At 72.2% G+C, this 19,967-nt stretch carries 15 protein-coding genes, 1 pseudogene and 1 riboswitch; of the genes and pseudogenes, 9 read left to right on the forward strand and 7 right to left on the reverse strand.

Annotated features, from left to right (window positions below; all coding sequences use genetic code 11):
• Positions 1–28: 28 nt before the first annotated feature.
• The 4 genes from QMF80_RS14170 (at position 29) to QMF80_RS14185 (ending at position 4,767) form a co-directional block, all read left to right on the forward strand.
• Positions 29–1,381, forward strand: coding sequence for a M16 family metallopeptidase (locus tag QMF80_RS14170; protein ID WP_283453109.1), 1,353 nt, complete (start codon positions 29–31; stop codon positions 1,379–1,381).
• 20 nt (positions 1,382–1,401) lie between these two features.
• Positions 1,402–2,769 carry a M16 family metallopeptidase gene (locus QMF80_RS14175; protein WP_283453110.1) on the forward strand — a complete coding sequence of 456 codons (1,368 nt, stop codon included), beginning with the start codon at positions 1,402–1,404 and terminating at the stop codon, positions 2,767–2,769.
• A 183-nt stretch (positions 2,770–2,952) separates the two neighbouring features.
• Positions 2,953–3,111, forward strand: a riboswitch (cyclic di-AMP (ydaO/yuaA leader).
• Between the two features lie 12 nt (positions 3,112–3,123).
• Complete coding sequence (locus QMF80_RS14180; protein WP_283453067.1) at positions 3,124–3,927, forward strand: M23 family metallopeptidase; 804 nt, start codon at positions 3,124–3,126, stop codon at positions 3,925–3,927.
• A gap of 174 nt (positions 3,928–4,101) precedes the next feature.
• Complete coding sequence (locus QMF80_RS14185) at positions 4,102–4,767, forward strand: GntR family transcriptional regulator (RefSeq protein ID WP_283453068.1); 666 nt, start codon at positions 4,102–4,104, stop codon at positions 4,765–4,767.
• Between the two features lie 183 nt (positions 4,768–4,950).
• Here the strand turns inward: QMF80_RS14185 and QMF80_RS14190 are convergent, their stop codons facing one another.
• The gene (locus tag QMF80_RS14190; RefSeq protein WP_283453069.1) at positions 4,951–5,232 is read right to left on the reverse strand and encodes an HPr family phosphocarrier protein; all 282 of its coding nucleotides are present in this window, start codon (positions 5,230–5,232) and stop codon (positions 4,951–4,953) included.
• Between the two features lie 211 nt (positions 5,233–5,443).
• Between QMF80_RS14190 and QMF80_RS14195 the strand changes: the two genes are divergently transcribed.
• The 4 genes from QMF80_RS14195 (at position 5,444) to QMF80_RS14210 (ending at position 10,984) form a co-directional block, all read left to right on the forward strand.
• Positions 5,444–8,395, forward strand: coding sequence for a bifunctional acetate--CoA ligase family protein/GNAT family N-acetyltransferase (locus QMF80_RS14195; RefSeq protein WP_283453070.1), 2,952 nt, complete (start codon positions 5,444–5,446; stop codon positions 8,393–8,395).
• 61 nt (positions 8,396–8,456) lie between these two features.
• Positions 8,457–9,056 (forward strand): DUF5998 family protein, encoded by a 600-nt coding sequence (locus QMF80_RS14200; protein ID WP_283453072.1) that lies wholly within the window; start codon positions 8,457–8,459, stop codon positions 9,054–9,056.
• Positions 9,056–10,267 carry an alkaline phosphatase family protein gene (locus QMF80_RS14205; RefSeq protein WP_283453073.1) on the forward strand — a complete coding sequence of 404 codons (1,212 nt, stop codon included), beginning with the start codon at positions 9,056–9,058 and terminating at the stop codon, positions 10,265–10,267. Before QMF80_RS14200 ends, QMF80_RS14205 begins: the two co-directional genes overlap by 1 nt.
• 66 nt (positions 10,268–10,333) lie before the next feature.
• Positions 10,334–10,984, forward strand: coding sequence for a thymidine kinase (locus tag QMF80_RS14210; protein WP_283453075.1), 651 nt, complete (start codon positions 10,334–10,336; stop codon positions 10,982–10,984).
• Between the two features lie 90 nt (positions 10,985–11,074).
• Here QMF80_RS14210 and QMF80_RS14215 read toward each other — a convergent pair whose 3' ends face one another.
• Positions 11,075–11,728: a DUF1326 domain-containing protein gene (locus tag QMF80_RS14215; RefSeq protein ID WP_283453077.1), complete on the reverse strand. Its 654-nt coding sequence runs from the start codon at positions 11,726–11,728 to the stop codon at positions 11,075–11,077.
• 179 nt (positions 11,729–11,907) lie between these two features.
• On the opposite strand from QMF80_RS14215, the gene QMF80_RS14220 reads away from it, so the two are divergent.
• The gene (locus QMF80_RS14220; RefSeq protein ID WP_283453079.1) at positions 11,908–12,735 is read left to right on the forward strand and encodes a DUF2182 domain-containing protein; all 828 of its coding nucleotides are present in this window, start codon (positions 11,908–11,910) and stop codon (positions 12,733–12,735) included.
• A gap of 66 nt (positions 12,736–12,801) precedes the next feature.
• Here the strand turns inward: QMF80_RS14220 and QMF80_RS14225 are convergent, their stop codons facing one another.
• From QMF80_RS14225 to QMF80_RS14245, 5 genes and pseudogenes are all read right to left on the reverse strand, one after another.
• The gene (locus tag QMF80_RS14225; protein WP_283453081.1) at positions 12,802–14,442 is read right to left on the reverse strand and encodes a M4 family metallopeptidase; all 1,641 of its coding nucleotides are present in this window, start codon (positions 14,440–14,442) and stop codon (positions 12,802–12,804) included.
• A 751-nt stretch (positions 14,443–15,193) separates the two neighbouring features.
• Positions 15,194–17,538: pseudogene (locus tag QMF80_RS38305) on the reverse strand (bifunctional polysaccharide deacetylase/glycosyltransferase family 2 protein).
• A 35-nt stretch (positions 17,539–17,573) separates the two neighbouring features.
• The gene (locus QMF80_RS14235) at positions 17,574–18,143 is read right to left on the reverse strand and encodes a hypothetical protein (protein WP_283453083.1); all 570 of its coding nucleotides are present in this window, start codon (positions 18,141–18,143) and stop codon (positions 17,574–17,576) included.
• Between the two features lie 59 nt (positions 18,144–18,202).
• The gene (locus tag QMF80_RS14240) at positions 18,203–19,018 is read right to left on the reverse strand and encodes a hypothetical protein (protein ID WP_283453085.1); all 816 of its coding nucleotides are present in this window, start codon (positions 19,016–19,018) and stop codon (positions 18,203–18,205) included.
• Positions 19,015–19,644: an RNA polymerase sigma factor gene (locus QMF80_RS14245; RefSeq protein ID WP_283453112.1), complete on the reverse strand. Its 630-nt coding sequence runs from the start codon at positions 19,642–19,644 to the stop codon at positions 19,015–19,017. Before QMF80_RS14245 ends, QMF80_RS14240 begins: the two co-directional genes overlap by 4 nt.
• Positions 19,645–19,967 lie beyond the last annotated feature (323 nt).

Here is a 19,967-nt window from a genome sequence, read left to right on the forward strand (position 1 = left end):
CATCGCGATACGAAGGGACCACATGCCCATGGGTCACACGGCCACAGCTCAGGCCGGCTCCGGCGGCCTGACAGCGACCGAGCACCGGCTGGCCAACGGCCTGCGCGTGGTGCTTTCCGAAGACCACCTGACCCCGGTCGCCGCGGTCTGCCTGTGGTACGACGTCGGTTCGCGGCACGAAGTCAAGGGCCGGACCGGTCTGGCTCACCTCTTCGAGCACCTGATGTTCCAGGGCTCGAAGAGCGTGTCCGGGAACGGGCACTTCGAACTGGTCCAGGGCGCGGGCGGTTCGCTCAACGGCACCACCAGCTTCGAGCGCACCAATTATTTCGAGACGATGCCGACGCACCAGCTGGAACTCGCGCTGTGGCTGGAGGCGGACCGGATGGGTTCGCTGCTGGCCGCCCTGGACGACGAGTCCATGGAGAACCAGCGCGACGTCGTCAAGAACGAGCGCCGCCAGCGCTACGACAACGTCCCGTACGGCACGGCGTTCGAGCGGCTGACCGCGCTCGCCTACCCCGAGGGCCACCCGTACCACCACACTCCGATCGGCTCCATGGCCGACCTGGACGCGGCCTCCCTGGAGGACGCGCGGGCCTTCTTCCGCACGTACTACGCGCCCAACAACGCCGTGCTGTCGGTCGTCGGGGACATCGACCCCGAGCGGACGCTCGCCTGGGTCGAGAAGTACTTCGGCTCCATTCCCGGGCACGACGGCAAGCAGCCGCCGCGCGACGGCTCGCTGCCCGACACCATGGGCGGCCAGCTCCGCGAGGAGATCGTCGAGCAGGTCCCGGCCCGCGCCCTGATGGCCGCGTACCGCCTGCCGCACGACGGCACCCGCGACTGCGACGCCGCCGACGTGGCGCTGACCATCCTGGGCGGCGGCGAGTCCTCCCGGCTGCACAACCGGCTGGTACGCCGCGACCAGAGCGCCGTCGCGGCCGGTTTCGGCATGCTGCGCCTGGCCGGTGCCCCCTCGCTGGGCTGGCTGGACGTCAAGACCTCGGGCGGCGTCGAAGTGCCCGGCATCGAGGCCGCGGTCGACGAGGAGCTCGCTCGGTTCGCCGCCGAGGGCCCGACCGCCGAGGAGATGGAGCGCGCCCAGGCCCAACTGGAGCGCGAATGGCTGGACCGGCTGAGCACGGTGGCGGGCCGCGCCGACGAACTGTGCCGCTTCGCGGTGCTCTTCGGTGACCCGCAGCTCGCGCTGACCGCCGTGGGCCGGGTCCTCGACATCACCGCCGAAGAGGTCCAGGCCGTGGCCGCCGCCCGACTGCGCCCGGACAACCGCGCCGTGCTCGTCTACGAGCCGCTCGCGGCCGAGGACGCCGAGGAAGCCGCCGAGAACGACGAGACCGAAGGGGCGGAGCAGTGAGCGACACCGCAGCCGTCACGATGATCTTCCACCCCCAGCCGCAGGCGGGCGAGGCCCAGCCGTGGGCGTTCCCGGCGCCCGAGCGCGGAGCGCTCGCGACCGGCCTGACCGTGCTGCGCTGCCACCGGCCCGGCCAGCAGGTGGTGGCCGTCGAGATCAACCTCGCGGCCCCGCTGGACGCCGAACCGGCCGGGCTGGACGGCGTGGCCACCATCATGGCCCGCGCGCTGTCCGAGGGGACGGACAAGCACTCCGCCGAGGAGTTCGCGGCCGAGCTGGAGCGCTGCGGCGCCACCCTCGACGCGCACGCCGACCACCCGGGCATCCGGGTCTCCCTGGAGGTCCCCGCCTCCCGGCTGGCCAAGGCCCTCGGGCTGCTCGCCGAGGCGCTGCGCGCCCCCGCCTTCGCCGACGGCGAGGTCGACCGCCTGGTGCGCAACCGGCTCGACGAGATCCCGCACGAGCTGGCCAACCCGCAGCGCCGGGCCGCCAAGCAGCTCTCCAAGGAACTGTTCCCGGCCACCCTGCGGATGTCCCGGCCGCGCCAGGGCACCGAGGAGACGGTGGCCCGGATCGACTCCGCGGCCGTACGCGCCTTCTACGAGGCCCACGTGCGCCCCGCCACGGCCACCGCGGTGGTGGTCGGCGACCTGACCGGGATCGACCTGGACGACGTCCTCGCGGACACCCTGGGCACCTGGACGGGCGGCACCGCCGAGCCGCTCCCGGTACCGCCGGTCACCGCGGACGACACGGGCCGCGTGGTCATCGTGGACCGGCCGGGCGCGGTCCAGACGCAGCTGCTGATCGGGCGGATCGGCGCGGACCGGCACGACCGGGTCTGGGCCCCCCAGGTACTCGGCACGTACTGCCTGGGCGGGACCCTGACCTCCCGTCTCGACAAGGTCCTGCGCGAGGAGAAGGGGTACACGTACGGCGTGCGCGCCTTCGGGCAGGTGCTGCGGTCCACCGCGGACGGCACCGGCGCGTCGATGCTGGCCATCAGCGGCTCGGTGGACACCCCGAACACCGGTCCGGCGCTGGACGACCTCTGGAAGGTGCTGCGCACCCTCGCGGAGGGCGGCCTGACCGACGCCGAGCGGGACGTGGCGGTGCAGAACCTGGTGGGTGTGGCCCCGCTGAAGTTCGAGACGGCCGCGTCCGTCGCGGGCACCCTGGCCGACCAGGTCGAGCAGGGCCTGCCGGACGACTACCAGGCGCAGTTGTACGCGCGGCTGGCCGAGACGGGCACGGTGGAGGCCACGTCGGCCGTCGTCAACGCCTTCCCGGTGGACCGTCTCGTCACGATCCTCGTCGGTGACGCCGCGCAGATCGAGGCGCCGGTCCGGGCGCTGGGGATCGGCGACGTGAGCGTCGTCTCCAACTGACGGTGCGAAGAGGGGTTCTGGTGGCTTGTCCACCAGAACCCCTTTTGTCTGTTTGGCGGAGAGGTTGCTCCTATGTCACGTGACGTAGGTAACAATGGGGCTCGTGTGTTTGGTGATTGGCTGATGATCCGCCTAGCGTCGGAAGTGCTGTCCGTCAGTTGTATTTGCCGCAATCGCGGCACCGGGCAGCGATCGCCGAGTCCCCGTCAGGCGCGAGCCTGGGGAGCCGGGGACCCACAGTCCCTGGGGTGAATCGGACCACCTCTCACCGGAGGGGGCCCGTAGGAGACCTTCCTGCTCCGAACCCGTCAGCTAACCCGGTAGGCGAGAGGGAAGGAAAGGATCAGCCCCTTCATGGCGTTTGGCAGCAGTCATGCCTCCGGCAACAAGCACCGTGGTTCCAGCCGTCTGAGCCGGAAGACCGCAGGCGTCGCCGGTATAGCCGCCCTCGCCGTGACCGGCGTCGTCGGCACCCTGGCGGCCCCGGCCTTCGCCGCGGACAACCACGACACTTCGGCTCAGGACACCGGCAACATGAAGGCCGTCGTCATGGCCGACAGCATCTCCGGTGACATCGAGACCCAGGCCGACGCGCAGCGCAACGCCGCCGACGCCGCCGCCCTCAAGGCGCAGGCCGAGGCCGAGGCGAAGACCAAGGCCGCCGAGGCCAAGCGGATAGCCGAGGCCAAGGTCAAGGCCGAGCGCGACGCCAAGGAGCGCGCCGACCGCGAGGAGGAGCGCAAGCGCCTCAATGCCTTCGTGGCGCCGATCACGGGCTCGTACGTCAGCACCCAGTACGGCGCCGGCGGCGGCATGTGGTCCTCCGGCAGCCACACCGGCATCGACTTCCACGCGGACGAGGGCACCGTCGTCCACGCCGTGGGCGCGGGCGTCATCGTCGAGTCGGGCAACGGCGGTGCGTACGGCAACAACGTCGTCATCAAGCACAACGACGGCACCTACACCCAGTACGGGCACATGTCCCGGCTGGACGTCTCCGTCGGCGAACAGGTCGCCGCGGGCCAGCAGATCGGCCTGTCGGGCAGCACCGGCAACTCCAGCGGCCCGCACCTGCACTTCGAGGCCCGTACCGGCCCGTCCTACGGCTCTGACATCAACCCGCTCGCGTACCTGCGGTCCAAGGGCGTCAGCATCTGACCCCTGCCGCACTCCAGCGGACCCACGAAGGCCCCGGCTCACCGAGCCGGGGCCTTCGGCGTTGTTTCCGGCCTTTCGCCTTCCAGCTTCTGCCCGTCCTCGGAAAATTCCGCGAGTTGCCATAGAGTCGCGACAATGGAATCGGCGGCAACGATATTCAGCGGAGGTCCGGTCTTGCGAATTCCCGCGCACGCGGTTTGTACGGCAATCCGCGACGACATCGTCTCCGGGGTCTTCGGGCCGGGCGGCCGGCTCACCGAGGAGCTGCTCGCCCGCCGCTACGGCGTCTCCCGCGTCCCCGTCCGCGAGGCCCTGCGCACCCTGGAGTCCGAGGGCTTCGTCACCACCCGCAGGCACGCGGGCGCCTGCGTCGCCGAGCCGACCGAGCAGGAGGCGGCCGACCTCCTGGAGGTGCGGATGCTGCTGGAACCGCTCGCGGCGGCGCGGGCCGCCCGGCGGCGCAGCGAGGCGCACCTCAAAGTGCTGCGCGGACTGGTCAGGCTGGGCCAGGAGCGGGCCAGGCGGGGCCAGGGGGAGGACCTGCGGGCCCTGGGCGGCTGGTTCCACGAAACGCTCACCCAGGCCTCGGACAGCCCCGGACTGGTCGCGCTGCTGACGCAGCTGCGGCACAAGGTGGCCTGGATGTACGCGGTGGACACCCCGGCGCGGCCCGTGGAGTCCTGGGCGGAGCACGGCGCGATCGTGGACGCGGTGGCGCGCGGCGACGCGGAGCGGGCGCGGGTCCTGACCGCGGGCCACGTGTCCCGGGCGGCGGGGGTGCACCGGCTGCGCGTGAGGACTTCGCAACCTGCCGTCAACACGGCGAGCGGCGGCCTTTAACAATTCCCGCGTATAAAGAACGGATATTGCCGCGGTCTCGCGGTGTCGGCACTCTTAATTCCGGCCGGACGGGCGGGCGTGGGCGGCAGGAATGGACCGGAACGGGCAGGAATGGCGAAAGCCGTGGTCCCGGAATTCCGGGACCACGGCTTTCGCTGCGCGTGCGGGGGTCGGGCCCGGAGGTCAGACGGTCTCGGGAAGCTCATCGAGGCCCTCGGCGACCAGCTTCGCGAGGCGGTCCAGCGCGGCGTCCGCACCCTCGGCGTCGGACGCGAGGATGATCTCCTCGCCGCCCTGGGCGCCCAGGCCCAGAACCGCGAGCATGGACGCGGCGTTGACCGGGTTGCCGTCGGCCTTGGAGATCGTCACCGGGACGCCGGAAGCGGTCGTCGCCCGTACGAAGATCGAGGCGGGACGAGCGTGTAGGCCTTCGGTCCAGCCGACGTTGACGCGGCGCTCTGCCATGGTGATGCCCTTCAGGTTCTTACGGTTGTCTAGACCAGTCTCTCACGGCGCTCGGAATGCTCCGGCCGACTTTGGACCCCGGTCCACCCGCCGTTCGGCCTTCCCCAGCTTGCACTGATTTGCCCCGGCTCGCCTCATGCGCCGCGCGAGCGCTGCCCGGCTGATGAGGTCTCGCCCCGCCGATCCCCAAGACAGGCCCTAGGGTGGCCCCATGACCACCGCGTCGGACCCCTCGTACCCGGCCCACTGGGAAGCGGACGTCGTGCTCCGCGACGGTGGCACCGCCCGGATCCGCCCCATCACCACCGAGGACGCGGACCGCCTGGTCAGCTTCTACGAACAGGTCTCGGACGAGTCGAAGTACTACCGGTTCTTCGCCCCCTACCCCCGCCTGTCCGCGAAGGACGTCCACCGCTTCACCCACCACGACTACGTGGACCGGGTCGGACTCGCGGCCACGATCGGCGGCGAGTTCATCGCGACCGTGCGCTTCGACCGGATCGACCCCGACGGCCGCCCCGCCTCCGGACCCGCCGACGAGGCCGAGGTCGCCTTCCTGGTCCAGGACGCCCACCAGGGCCGCGGGGTGGCCTCCGCCCTCCTCGAACACATCGGCGCGGTCGCGCGCGAGCGCGGGATCCGCCGCTTCGCCGCCGAGGTGCTGCCCGCCAACGCCAAGATGATCAAGGTGTTCAAGGAGGTCGGCTACCAGCAGAAGCGGACCTTCGAGGACGGCGCGGTCCGCCTCACCCTCGAACTGGAGCCCACCGCCGAGTCCCTCGCCGTGCAGCGCGCCCGCGAACAGCGCGCCGAGGCACGGTCCGTCCAGCGGCTGCTCGCCCCCCGCTCCGTCGCCGTCATCGGAGCCAGCCGCTCCGGCACCGGTGTGGGCGCCGCCGCCCTGCGCAACCTCCGCGACAGCGGGTTCGACGGCCAGCTGTACGCCGTCAACCACACCGTGACCTCCGACACCCTGCTCGGCGTACGGGCGTACCGCGACCTCGGCGGCATCGGCGAACCGGTCGACCTCGCCGTGGTGGCGGTGCCCGCCGAGCGGGTCCCGGAGGTGGTCGCGGACTGCGGGGAGCACGGGGTCCAGGGCCTGGTCGTGCTCTCCGCGGGCTACGGCGAGAGCGGGCCCACGGGGCTGGCGCGCCAGCGGGAACTGGTCCGCCAGGCGCGCACGTACGGCATGCGCATCGTCGGCCCCAACGCCTTCGGCGTGATCAACACCGCCCCCGGGGTCCGGCTCAACGCCTCGCTGGCCCCCGCCCCGACGCCCGAGCCCGGGCGGATCGGCCTGTTCACCCAGTCCGGGGCCATCGGCATCGCCCTGCTCGCGGGGCTGCTGCGCCGCGGCGAGAGCCTGTCGTCCTTCGTCTCGGCGGGCAACCGGGCGGACGTCTCGGGCAACGACATCCTGCAGTACTGGTACGACGACCCGGCCACCGACGTCGGCCTCCTCTACCTCGAAACCCTCGGCAACCCGCGCAAGTTCACCCGCATCGCCCGGCGCACGGCGGCCGTGAAGCCGGTGGTCGTGGCCAAGGGGGGCCGCCACAGCGGGGTCACCCCGGCCGGGCAGGTGGTCCCCGGGACCCGGCTGCCCGACGCCACCGTCTCGGCGCTGCTGCGCCAGGCGGGGGTGATCCGGGTGGACACGGTGACCGAGCTGGTGGACGTGGGCCTGCTGCTCGCCTCCCAGCCGCTGCCGGGCGGCCCGCGGGTGGCGATCCTCGGGAACTCCGAGTCGCTGGGCGTACTGGCGTACGACGCCTGCTTGAAGGAGGAGCTGAGGCCGTGGCCGCAGCTGGACCTCACGACGGCGGCGTCGCCGGAGGACTTCCGGGCGGCGCTGGTCACGGCGCTGGCCGCCGACGCGAACGACGCGGTGATCGTCACCGCGATCCCGGCCGTGGGACGCCAGGACCTGACCGAGGGACTGGCCGCCGCGATCCGTGCGGCGGTGACGGAGGTCCCGGGCAAGCCGGTGGCGGTGGTCCATGTCGAGCTGGGCGCCCTGGCCGAAGCCCTCTCCGCGGCCGGAGCCGGGTCCGCCGTGCCGGCGTTCGTGGCGGCGACGGCGACGGCCACGGCCACGGTGGCGGGCGGCGCGGCGCCTGCCTCCGGCGGGCCCTCAAACGCCGGGCGGGCTGGAATGCCGCCGCTCGGCGGGGCGACAGGGGCCGGGCAGGCCGGCCTGGCGGCGCTCGGCGGGGCGGCGGGCCGCGGGCAGGAGGGGAGCGGGGCGACGGGCGGCGGGCCGGCCGGAGTGGCGGGGGCCGCCGGGCGGGTGCCCGCCTATCCGGCCGCCGAGCGAGCCGTGCGGGCCCTCGCCGAGGCGGTCCGCTACGCCCGCTGGCGGAAGGACACGGCCGACCCCGGCCGCGTACCCGAGTTCGACGACATCGACGAGGCCGGCGCGGCCACCCGACTGACCGCCCTCCTGCAGGCGGCCCCGCCCGGGGACCCCGCACCGCTCGCCCTCCCCGACCCCGCCGCGAGCGACCTCCTCGCCCGGTACGGGATCCACGTCCGCCCCACCCTCGCCGCCCCCACCCCCGACGCCGCCGCCGAGGCAGCCCGCACGCTCGGCTACCCCGTGGCGCTCAAGACCACCGCCCCGCACCTGCGCCACCGCGCCGACCTGGGCGGCGTACGCCTGGACCTGACCACCGAGGCCGAGCTGCGCCGGTCCTACGACGAGCTCACCGAGACGCTCGGCAAGGCCACCGAGCTGCTGCCGGTCGTCCAGGGCATGGCCCCGCGCGGGGTGGACACGGTCGTCCGGGCCGCCGTCGACCCCGGCGCGGGCGCCGTGCTCTCCTTCGGGCTCGCCGGGGTCGCCTCCGAGCTGCTCGGCGACACCGCCCACCGGCTGATCCCCGCAACCGACCGGGACGCCGCTGAACTGATCCGGTCCATCCGGACCGCCCCGCTCCTCTTCGGCTGGCGCGGCAGCGATCCGGTGGACACCCCCGCCCTGGAAGAGCTGCTGCTGCGCCTGTCCCGGCTGCTCGACGACCACCCCGAGGTGATCGGCGTCTCCCTCGAACCCGTCGTCGTCGCCACCGAGGGCCTCTCCGTGCTCAGCGCGACCGTCCGCATCGCCCACCCCCCGGCCCGCACGGACCTCGGCCCGCGCACCCTCCCCAGTTACTAGTGCCGCGGCGGACCCGCCCGGGCAGGCCGAGGCGCCCCGTGCGGGCCTTAGGATGGACCTCATGGCGAAATCCGGTACGACGACCCAGGGGCTGCGCGCGGCGATCGAGCGCAGCGGCTACTACCCGGCCCTCGTGGCCGAGGCGGTGGAGGCCGCCGTGGGCGGTGAGCCGATCTCGTCGTACCTGGTCCACCAGGAGACCACCTTCGACTCCAACGAGGTCCGCCGCCACGTCACGGTCCTCGTGCTGACCGGCAACCGCTTCATCGTGAGCCACACCGACGAGCAGGCCGCCGACGCCGGATCGCCGTCCCCGTACGCGACCACCTCGACCGAGTCGGTCAAGGTCGCCGGGATCTCCTCCGTGGTGCTCAGCCGGGTCGTGGCCAACCCGGAGTCCTACACCCCCGGCACGCTGCCCCGCGAGGTCGTCCTGACCATCGGCTGGGGCGCGGTCTCCCGCATCGACCTGGAGCCCGCCGCCTGCGGCGACCCGAACTGCGACTCCGACCACGGCTACACCGGCAACTCCACCGCCGACGACCTCAGCCTGCGGGTCAGCGAGGCGGGCGACGGCCCGGAAGCGGTGCGCCAGACCCTGCTCTTCGCGCAGGCGCTCTCCGAGGCCACGGCGGCCACGTCCGCACCGGCCGCCCGCTGATGGCGTACTCCGCGGCGCAGAACTGGCAGGAGCAGGAGCCGGAGCTGCTGGACCTGTCCGGCGCGCCCGTCCCGCACTACGGCACCGGCTCGCTCGCCGATCTGCTGCCCACCCTCGCGGCTGGCCAGGGCGTGCCCGGCCTGACCGCGGGCATCGCCGAGCTGACCCCGGCCGACCGGAACTGCGTGTTCCTGATCGACGGGCTCGGCTGGGAGCAGATCAAGGCCCACCCGGCCGAGGCCCCGTTCCTGACCTCCCTGCTCGGCAGCTCGCGCGGCGGCACCGGCCGCCCCATCACCGCGGGCTTCCCGGCGACCACCGCCACCTCGCTGGCCTCCGTCGGCACCGGCTTGCCGCCCGCCGCGCACGGCCTGCCCGGCTACGCGGTGCGCAACCCGGCGAGCGGCGAGCTGATGAACCAGCTGCGCTGGAAGCCCTGGACCCAGCCCAAGACCTGGCAGCCGTACCCCACCGTCTTCCAGCTGGCGGACGCCGCCGGGGTCGCCACCTCGCAGGTCACCTCGCCGGACTTCCAGCACACTCCGCTCACCAAGATCGCGCTGAGCGGCGGCAGCTTCCACGGCCGGATCACCGGCGAGGACCGGATGGACCTCGCGGCCCTGCGGCTCGCCGCCGGGGACCGCTCCCTCGTCTACACGTACTACAGCGAACTGGACGGCTCCGGTCACCGCTTCGGCGTGGACTCCGACGCCTGGCGCGGCCAGCTGATGTACGTCGACCGGCTGGTCCAGCGCCTCGCCGAGCAGCTCCCGCCGCGCTCCGCGCTCTACGTCACCGCCGACCACGGGATGGTCGACATCCCCTTCGAGGAAGACGCGCGGATCGACTACGACGAGGACTGGGAACTGGGCGCGGGCGTGGCCCTGCTGGGCGGCGAGGGCCGGGCGCGGCACGTGTACGCCGTCCCGGGCGCGCAGGCCGACGTACTCACCGTGTGGCGCGAGGTGCTCGGCGACCGGTTCTGGATCGCGAGCCGCGAGGAGGCCCTGGAACTGGGCTGGTTCGGTCCCCCCGGATTCTGCGACGAGCGGGTGCTCGGGCGGATCGGCGACGTGATCGCCGCCGCGCAGGCGGACGTCGCGATCACCGCCTCCCGGACCGAGCCCAACGAGTCGGCCCTCGCGGGCATGCACGGCTCGATGACCGCCGCGGAGCAGCTCGTCCCGCTGCTGGAGATCCGCTCCTCCTAGCGCCCCGGCCCGCCCCGCCCCGAGGGCACACCCCTCTCGCCCGATCCGAAAGGTCCCGTACTTCCCATGCCCGAGCTGGCTTTTTTCTCCGGAACCATGGATTGCGGGAAGAGTACTTTGGCGCTCCAGATCGGGCACAACCGGTCGGCCCGCGGGCTCCAGGGCGTGATCTTCACGCGCGACGACCGTGCGGGGGAGGGCAAGCTCTCCTCCCGCTTGGGCCTGGTGACGGAGGCTGTCGAGGCGGCCCCCGGCATGGACCTGTACGCCTACCTGGTGGACCAGATGTCCAAGGGCGGCAGGGTCGACTATGTGATCGTCGACGAGGCGCAGTTCCTCGCCCCGGAGCAGATCGACCAGCTCGCGCGCGTCGTGGACGAGCTCGGCCTCGACGTCTTCGCCTTCGGCATCACCACCGACTTCCGCACCAAGCTCTTCCCGGGCTCGCAGCGGCTGATCGAACTGGCCGACCGGATCGAGGCCCTCCAGGTGGAGGCCCTGTGCTGGTGCGGCGCCCGCGCCACCCACAACGCCCGCACGGTGGGCGGCGAGATGGTGGTCGAGGGCGAGCAGGTGGTCGTCGGCGACGTCAACCGCTCCCCGCAGGAGGTCGGCTACGAGGTCCTCTGCCGCCGCCACCACCGCCGCCGCATGACCTCCGGAGCCGCGCACGCGGCCGCCATCTCCCCGGACGTCCTGCCCGTCAACCACGCCTGACCGAGTTCTCGACAGGCCGCTTCGGCCCCGGCCCGCGGTTCCTGGTGCTGCCCCGCAGCGTTCTGCAGGCCTGACGCGGCTCTAGTGCCGCTAGTTCGGCCCGGTCCAGTCGAAGGGGATGTGTTTGCTGGACTGGCCTTCCCGGCTCCACTGGAACCCGAAGGCGTCGGCCCGGTCCGCTGTCGAACGGCCCCAGGTCGCGACCTGGCCCGGACCGGTCTCCGAGCCCGGGAGGTTGACCGACTGGACGCGCGCCCCCTCCGGTGTCGTGGGCCCGGTCAGGGCCTTGGCGCTCGCCTCGACCCTGCCGGGAATCACGGCTTGCCAGCTCGCGAGGTCGTCCGCGACTTCGATCTCGATGGGGGCGAAGTCCATGCCGCGCATCTCGGCGCCCATCATGCCCACCAGTTCGGCGGGCCAGCTGCCCGCCTGCCCACCGAAGATCATCTGGAGTGCTTCGCGCTGGGCGTCGTCGGCGCGCTCGTCGAGGAAGACCGCCGCGTAGGTATCGGAGTGTTCGGCCCATAGGTTGCCGACGAACGCGCCGAGCATCAGTACGTTGAGGCCGTCCAGCGGTACGTCACCGTAACGGCCTTCGCGGATGTGCCAGGCGAGGATGCCTTCGCAGTCGCCGTCTGTGGGCAACTGGGCGAAGGAGCACGGGCAGGGCACGTCGCATTTGCAGGTGTCGAACCAGTCTCCTGTCGCGTGCCACTTCGGGACCGTCACCGTTGTCTCGGACATCGCGCGCCTCCTTGTGACCGCGCGCCGGACGGCGGTTCACGAGAGACTGGCGAAGCCCTGGGAGGCGTCACCGGTCCATGCCCGGTAGCGCAGGTCTCCACTCCAGATTGTCCCCCTCTCGCGCGAGGCCCGCAATCCGCGCGCGGGCGCCCGCGCGGTTGTCGTGATGTGCTGAGAGCGTGCGCCTCGACCGGCAGGCCCTTCTGCCGCCCCTGCGCCCGGCCAACTTGTTGTCGGTGCGGGAGCTGGCAGTCGCCTGGTCGCTCATGGCCGTGCTCGCGCTCTCCGCCTGGGTTCTGGTCGTCGGCCAGGCCCGCGGCATGGGAATCGAGGCGGGAACCATGGGCATGGGCATACCGCTGTTCCTGCTGCTGTGGCTGGTCATGATGATTGCCATGATGTTCCCGTCCGTGGCGCCGGTGGCCATCACCTGGGCGCGTGCCATCAGCCGCCAGTCCACCGGGGCCGCCCGCGCGGCTCGCCTCGCGCAGTTCGTGGGCGGATACCTGCTGGCCTGGACGGCGTTCGGCATCCTCACGTACGGGATCCTGGCGGTGACCGGCAGGGTGGTGGCCGATCATCCCGGTGCCGGGCGCTGGATCGGCGCAGGCGCCTTCCTGCTCGCCGGGGTGCAGCAGCTCGGTCCGCTGAAGGACATCTGTCTGCGGCACTGCCGGAGTCCGATGGGTCAGCTCGCGAGGTACGCGGGCTTCCCGCGCAGGGCCCGCGACCTGCGGGTCGGGGCGCACCACGGTCTGTACTGCGTCGGCTGCTGCTGGGGGTTGATGATCGTCCTCATACCGCTGGGCGTCATGAACATCCTGGCGATGGCCGCGCTGGCCGTGGTGATCTTCATGGAGAAGCTGTGGCGGCGGGGCCCCCTGTTCTCGAATGTGGTCGGCGTCGCCTTCCTGGTGCTCGCGGTACTGGCACTGTTCCAGGGCTGGCTACTGCCGGGTCTCGGGCCGCCCGCGTCGCCGACGATGGACATGCCGACGCGGTCCTGAGCTCGGGGAACACCGGCGGCCGGCAGGACCCCGGAGGGCCCTGCCGGCGCGGGGCGTGCCGTCGGGTCAGTTCACGTTGACGCCGGACCAGGCCGCGGCGACGGCCTGATACTCCGCGGACGTCGATCCGTACAGGTCGCCCGCCGCCCTGAGGGTGGCCACGCGGGCGCCCTGGTAGTCGGTGGTCGAGGTCATGTAGACGGTGAGCGCCCGGTACCAGACCTGGAGGGCCTTGTCGCGGCCGATGCCGGTGACGGTGGCGCCCGTGTAGGTGGGGCTGTTGTAGGCGACGCCGTTGATGGTCTTGGCGCCGCTGCCCTCGGACAGCAGGTAGAAGAAGTGGTTGGCGACGCCCGAGGAGTAGTGGACGTTGAGGCTGCCGACGGTGGAGGACCAGTAGTCGGCGGAGTTGCCGTCCTTGGAGGGCTTGTCCATGTAGCGCAGCGGCGTGCCGTTGCCGTTGAGGTCGATCAGTTCACCGATGAGGTAGTCGCCCTTGTCCGAGGCGAGGTTGGCGTAGAACTCCACTCCGGTGCCGAAGATGTCGGAGGTGGCCTCGTTCAGGCCGCCCGACTCGCCGGAGTAGTTCAGGCCGGCGGTGTTCGCGGTGACGCCGTGGCTCATCTCGTGGCCGGAGACGTCCAGTTCGGTCAGCGGGTGGGTGTTGCTCGCGCCGTCGCCGTACGTCATGCAGAAGCAGGAGTCGCTCCAGAACGCGTTCACGTAGTTGCGGCCGTAGTGGACCCGGCTGAAGGCGCCGACGCCGTCGTTGCGGATGCCGTTGCGGCTGAAGGTGTTCTTGTAGAAGTCCCAGGTGGCCGCCGCGCCGTACTGGGCGTCGACCGCCGCGGACTGGCCGTTGGAGACGGTGCCGTCGCCCCAGGCGTTGTCGGCGTCGGTGTAGAGGGTTCCGTTCCCGGCGGTCTTGTTGGCGAGGTTGGTGGTGTACTGGCCCCCGCGCGTGGCGTCCTTCAACTCATAGGTGGAGCCGGTGAAGTTGGTGGTCAGCGGTACGGAGCCGACGAACACGCCCTTGCCGGTGCCGGCGGCGATGGCGCTCTGGACTCCCTCGTGGGTGGAGAGGACCTCGCCGCTCGTGGCGTCGGTGACGACGCGCTGGCTGCTGGGGGTGCCGTCGGCGCGCGTGCCCTCGACGAGGGTCTCGTACGCGAGGCGCGGGGTGCCGGACGAGGCCCAGACGACGAGACGGGCGGCCCCGGTCCGGTCGACCGAGGTGAGGGCCGGCTCGTCGGCGTCCTTGGCGATGCCGATGGTGGCCTTCACGGCGCCGGTCGCCTTGGCGGAGGCCTGCTCCGCCGAAAGCTTCGGGGCGAGCGAGGCGGGAGCGATGTCCGCCTTCGCCGCCTTGTCCACCGACTTCACGGCTCCCCTGGAGTCCTGGTGGACTATCAGGTCTCCGCCGAGTACGGGCAGGCCGCCGTAGGTGCGTTCGTAGCGCAGGTGGCGGTTGCCGTTCGCGTCGGTCAGGACGTCCTTGGCGACCAGGTTCTCCGTGCTGCCCAGTCCCAGGGCGCGGGCCGTGGCGGGGGCCTCGCTGCCGGCCTGGGCGAGCAGGGCGGCGTGCTCCTGGGCGGGGACGGGGGTGGGGGTGGGGGCGGCCTGCGCCATCCCGGCTCCGGCCTGGATGGCGCCGGCGAGCAGGGCAGAGGCTGAGAGAACGGCTCCGACTGCGAGCTTTCGCTTCACGTAGATTCCTTCCGGATCCGACCGCGTGTGCGCGGTCGCGCCTCGCTCCGGGGCGCCGGGTAGGTGCCTGCAGGGGGCGGAACGGGCGCTGACGTGCTGCTCCGTGGGGTCGAGCGGCACCTGTCGGAGGGGAAGGACCGGCGGCGCCTCACGGGGCTGACGGAAGCATGACAATCGAGGAGGTCGAATGAACAGGTCTGTCGAGGAATTGGCGCGCTCTCGCCACGGGAGGCCGCGCGAGTTTATTTGGGACGACGTCAGGAGATGCGGGCAATCCGGGTCAATCGGCCTGCGGGAATGATGTTCCCGGGCGTACGGGCGAGTGCGATTCGGGGAATTGGGTACCAACTCCGGCACGGCCGCGGCTGTTGCGCGCGTGTTGCGGATATGTGTACCTCTACCGGGCCTGGTTCGCAGGTGGCGGGAATTTGCCACTCCGGATGGTTGCCCGAATGCCCGGGAGTGTGTAGTGCGAATGTGAAAGGCCCGGCGGGCTAGGGCTGTTCATGGAAAAGCCTCCACGGCTCGGTGCGCCGTGGAGGCTTGCGGGGCGGTGTGGCATCGCCCTGAACAGTACTGATGGGGGGAGGGGCGTCCGGTGGGGTGTGGGGTCACTCGACGTGCTCACGTCGCGAAGGTGTCGTTCCGGCTCGGATTCCGAGTGCTTACGGGGAAACCCCGGCCTGAATTGCCGTGCGCGGCGGAAGTCTGGCGGCTTTTGCCGCGCACGGCTCGCTGAGGTGCGCGGCACTCAACTCCAGTGGGGTTCCCCGGGTATCTCGGGGGCGGGTGCTTTCCGGATCTGCTCGTTCGGAGTGGGGTGGGACGACCATGCGAGATCCGAGTAGTAGCCGACGCCCGGCGAGAGCGCCGCGGCACGGTGGGCTTCCTCGGCCCAGATATCAGCGAGTTCCAAGCCCGACGGCGCGGGTACGCGGGCGGGGGAATCGGATTCGGTCGGGCCGACCGGGACCTGGAGGCTCCCGTAGCGCTCCATCCGCTGCCAGCGCAGACGTGATCCGGCGATCGCGGTGAAGACCGACTGGATGACGACGAGGTACATGAGCTGGCGGTAGACGAACTGCTGGAAGGGCAGGCTCCAGAGCGGCCCGGGCCGTTCCCCGTCGAGGCGGAAGGCGTAGAGACCCATCAGGGCCTGGAGGAGCAGGAACGCGGTCCACAGTCCGAGGATGCGCAGCGGGTCCAGGAAGATCAGGCCGTAGACCGCGAAGACGTCCACGACGGGGGCCAGTAGCGGCAGCAGGACCTGGAACATGAGCAGGTAGACCAGACCGCGCCGGCCGAGCTTGCCGGCCTGGCCGCGCTGGGCGAGCGCGCCGCGGTGCTTCCACATGGCCTGGAGGGTGCCGTAGCACCAGCGGTAGCGCTGCTTCCACAGGGCGCCGAGCGAGGCGGGCGCCTCCGTCCATGCCTTGGCGCGCTCCTCGTAGACGACGCGCCAGCCGTCGCGGCACAGGGCCATGGTCAGGTCGGTGTCCTCGGCGAGGGTGGTGTCGCTGACGCCGCCGACGCGCAGCAGAGCTTCGCGGCGGAAGGCGCCGACGGCCCCGGGGACGGTCGGCATGCATTCGGCGAGGTCGAACAGCCGTCGGTCCAGGTTGAATCCGACGACGTACTCGATGTGCTGCCAGCGTCCCAGCAGGCCGCCCCGGTTGACGACCTTGGCGTTGCCGGAGACCGCGCCGACGCGGCGGTTGGCGAAGGGCTGGATGATCATGCGGACGGCATCCGGTTCGAAGACGGTGTCGCCGTCGACCATGACGAGCAAGTCGCAGGAGGCGGCGGCGATGCCGGTGTTGAGCGCGGCGGGCTTCCCCGCGTTCTGCTGCCGGATGACCCGGACACCGGGCAGGTGGAGGGCTTCGACGAGGTCGGCGGTGCCGTCGGTGGAGCCGTCGTCGACGACGATGATCTCGACCGGGTGGTCGGACGCCAGGAGGGAGCGGACGGCCGCTTCGATGCCCGCGCTCTCGTTGTAGGCGGGGACGATGACGCTGACGGGTTCGGTCACCGGAGCCCCCCACGGTCTGCGGCGCATCCGTACGTGGCGCCGGGCGGCGACGAACACGGCGACGGCACGCAGCAGGCTGATCGCACCCGCTGCCCACAGCAGCCAGGAGATCGCTCGAGGATCCCGTCACTGGTCCGGAGCGCGGTGATCAGAGCGAGGCCCTGCCAGTGCTCCGCGGTCCTCGCGGGCTGGACCGCCGTGGGCAGGGCGACCGCGTCGCCGACCGTGGAGAAGGTGAACCCGGCGGCCTTGACCCGGGGCAGCAGTTGCTCCAGGGCGGCGACGGTCTGCGAGCGGTCACCGCCCGCGTCGTGCATCAGCAGGATCTGTCCGCCGGTGCCCGGGGGAGTGGCGTTGGCGATGATCCGCGCGACACCCGGCCGACGCCAGTCCTCGCTGTCCAGGGTCGTGAGGACGGTGAGGTAGCCCTCCTGCCCGGCCTGTACGACGGCGTCCCAGTCGGGGTCGGTGAGAGCGTCGTTCCCGGAGGAGTACGGGGGTCGCAGCAAGGGGGTGGTGACACCGGTGGCGCCTGCGATGGTGAGCTGCGTTTCCCGCAGCTCCAGGGAGCGCCGCCAGGGGGAGGCGGAGCCCAGGTCGGTATGGGTGAAGCTGTGGAGTCCTATTTGGTGGCCCTCCTCGACGATCCGGCGGGCGAGTCCGGGGTTCTCGGCGACCCGGGTGCCGACGGTGAAGAAGGTGGCGCGGACACCGTTGCGGCGCAGGACGTCGAGGATCTTCGGTGTCCAGACGGGGTCGGGGCCGTCGTCGAAGGTCAGCGCGATCGTGCGGGCGGCCGGCCCGGCGGTGCGGCCTGCCGCCCCCTCGATCACCGGGCCGCCGGAGGCTATCTGCACTGGTACGGCGGCGGCCGATCTCTGCCCTCGGGGAGCGCCGTCGGCGGTGGAGTCGAACATGTGCCGGGTGTAGCCCTGGAGCAGCAGCGCGGCCGAGAGGGTGAGCACGAGCGTGGTGAGGAGCAGCCAGTGCGTGCGCAACGGAACGTTGCGTACGGTGCCGTGCCGGCCACGGGCCGGTGCTTGGCGGCGACGGTTCTTGGACAACGGGGGGTGCTTCCTGACTGCTGCGTTCGGGTGGCTTACGGGTGGGAGGTGGGCTTGCCGCCGCCCTGGCCCGGAGGGGAAGTGGGGCGGCCCCGCGCGGTGTTCGCCGCCGCCGGGGAGGAGCCGTTCCCGGGGATGGCAGCGGGCGGCGGGGTGATGACGGGGACCCCGGTCGGGCCCGGCGCGGGCGTCTGGGTCCCCGCCGTGGCCGCCTTGGAGGGTGCGGTGCCGTGCGCCGCGGACCGGGTGGGGCTCACGGCCTCGCCCGCCGCGCTACCACGGGAAGGACCGGGTGCGCTCGTCGTGTCCGGGGAGGCTTCGGGCTGGGGGGAGCGCGGTGGCGGGGCGGCGGGCAGGAGCGGTGAGCGGACCGTGGGGCCGCCCATCAGGGTGCTGATGAGCAGCACGACGTAGGCGGCGGCCGGGATGACCAGCAGACGCCCCGCCCGGCGTACCCGGCGCTGCCTGCGCCCCGAGGAGTCGACGAAGACGGGGCTCGGCTCGGGGCCGGGCTTCGGCGGGGTGTCCGCCGGGCCCGGATGGCCTTCCGGGACGCGCGGGATCGGCACGGTGTCCTCGGCCAGGGTGCCAAGTCGTCGTTGCATCGGTGGGGCCTCTAGGGGTAGCGGGATCAGGGCCGGGCGGTCGGTGGACGCGGGTGGGGCTACCCCTTGGGTCGAGTGGCCGTCGGGCCGGGGCGATTGTCCGGAGGGCCGGTCTGGTGGCTGCCGGGTCCGTTGGGGGTGTGGGTCTGAGCCGGACCCGGCGCGGTGGGCCGGTTGCCCGGCTCCTGGGCGCCCGGCGTCGGGCGGCTGCTCGGCCGACCGGGCGAGGGCCGGCCTGCGGGGGCGGTCGGTTCGAGGCTCGGCGCATCCGGGGCGTCCAGCGCCGGGGCGCAGTAGCGGGGGACGTTCTCCGGGCTTCCGGCCGCGGCGACCAGAACGGCGAAGCGCTGATCGGCCGGTACGTCCTTGGGACGCGCGCCGACCGCCCGGACGTAGGCCCGACAGGGTTCCACCAGCTCCGTGGGCACGGGCGCGGCGGGCCTCCTGGTGGCGGCGGGCGGAACCGCGCCGACCGTGGCCGCGGCGGAAGTCACCGCCGGCCCCGGCTCGCCGCGGGCGGGATCGCCGCCCAGCGCGGCAGGCAGATGGCCGGCGCCGGCTGCGACGGCGACGCCACCGAGCGCGGTGGCGACGGCGACGGCCGCGACCTTCGCGCTCAGGAGCTTCGCCAGCGTCGGCTTTCGCATCGGCCACTTCCGGGGGTGCTGAGGAGCAGGAGCAGGTGCGAGCTGAGCCGCCCGGAACGCGGCCAGCGCCGCCTGCTCGCCGACCAGCTCACCTTCCGCCGCCGGAGCGGCGGCGGCGCCGAGCAGTCCTACGAGGGCTTCGTGGTCGCCCGTCGCAGCGACTGGGCTTGCACCGAGCAACTGCTCGGCGGTGCTCTGGTCGATCCGACGGGGACGGTTGGTGCTCATCTCATGCCCTTCAGCGTCGGTGCCGTCGTCGGTGTCACTCCCTGGGAAGAATTCTTTTCCGGCGGTTCCGCCGCTGCGGCCGTTCCCGCTGGTCGCCGTCGCCCTTCGAGCCGTCCGGCGAGCTTGCGCAGGCCGCGGTGAGAGGCCATCCGTACCGCGCCGGCCCGCTTGCCGAGCACCCGGGCGGCGGTCTCCGCGTCCAGATCCATGACCACTCTGAGCAGCACGGCCTCGGCCTGGTCGCGAGGCAAGGTGGCTATGAGGGCCAGCGCGGCCGTCGTGTCGACCGCGGCCAGGGCCGCGCCCTCGGTGTCGTCGGCCGCGGGGCGGTCGCCGAGCAGGTCCTCCACCGGCACACCGCTGACCGGCCGACGGCGCTGGGCGCGCAACAGGTCCATCGCCCGGTTCCGGCCGATCGTCGCCGCCCAGCCGCGAAAACCATCGAAGTCTCCCCGGAACGAACCCAGGTCCCGGGCGATCTGCAGCCACGCCTCCGAGGCCACGTCCTCCGCTTCCGCGCCGACCAGCACCCTCAGGTAGCGCAGCAGGCCGGGCTGTACGGCACGGAACAATGCCCCGAAGGCGGCCTCGTCGCCGTTCTGGGCGGCTTTCACCTGCTCGGACATCTCCGCAGGGCCGCGTTGGATGGGCACTCTGGGGTTCCCCGTCTCGTCCTCGGCCTCGCCGAACTGTTCCGCATTCTGCACCGGGTCATGATGCGGCACGGCCCGCCCGGACCCGCGGGGTGCCCGGAGCGGACGGGGTGGCCGAGCGCCTCGCGGCGGCCGGCACGGCGAATCATGTGCGTACGAGCCCTGGCTAAGTGGTCGACGCGCGAAGTCCTTCGGGGGTTGACTCCGGAGCCGGTGGTGAGTGTGGCGATTCTCGAGGGCATCAAGCGTCCGTATCGGGCTGCGTCCCTGCTTGGAACAGGTGAACATTGACGTTC

Source organism: Streptomyces sp. G-G2, from assembly GCF_030063135.1.
Classification (GTDB): Bacteria; Actinomycetota; Actinomycetes; order Streptomycetales; family Streptomycetaceae; genus Streptomyces.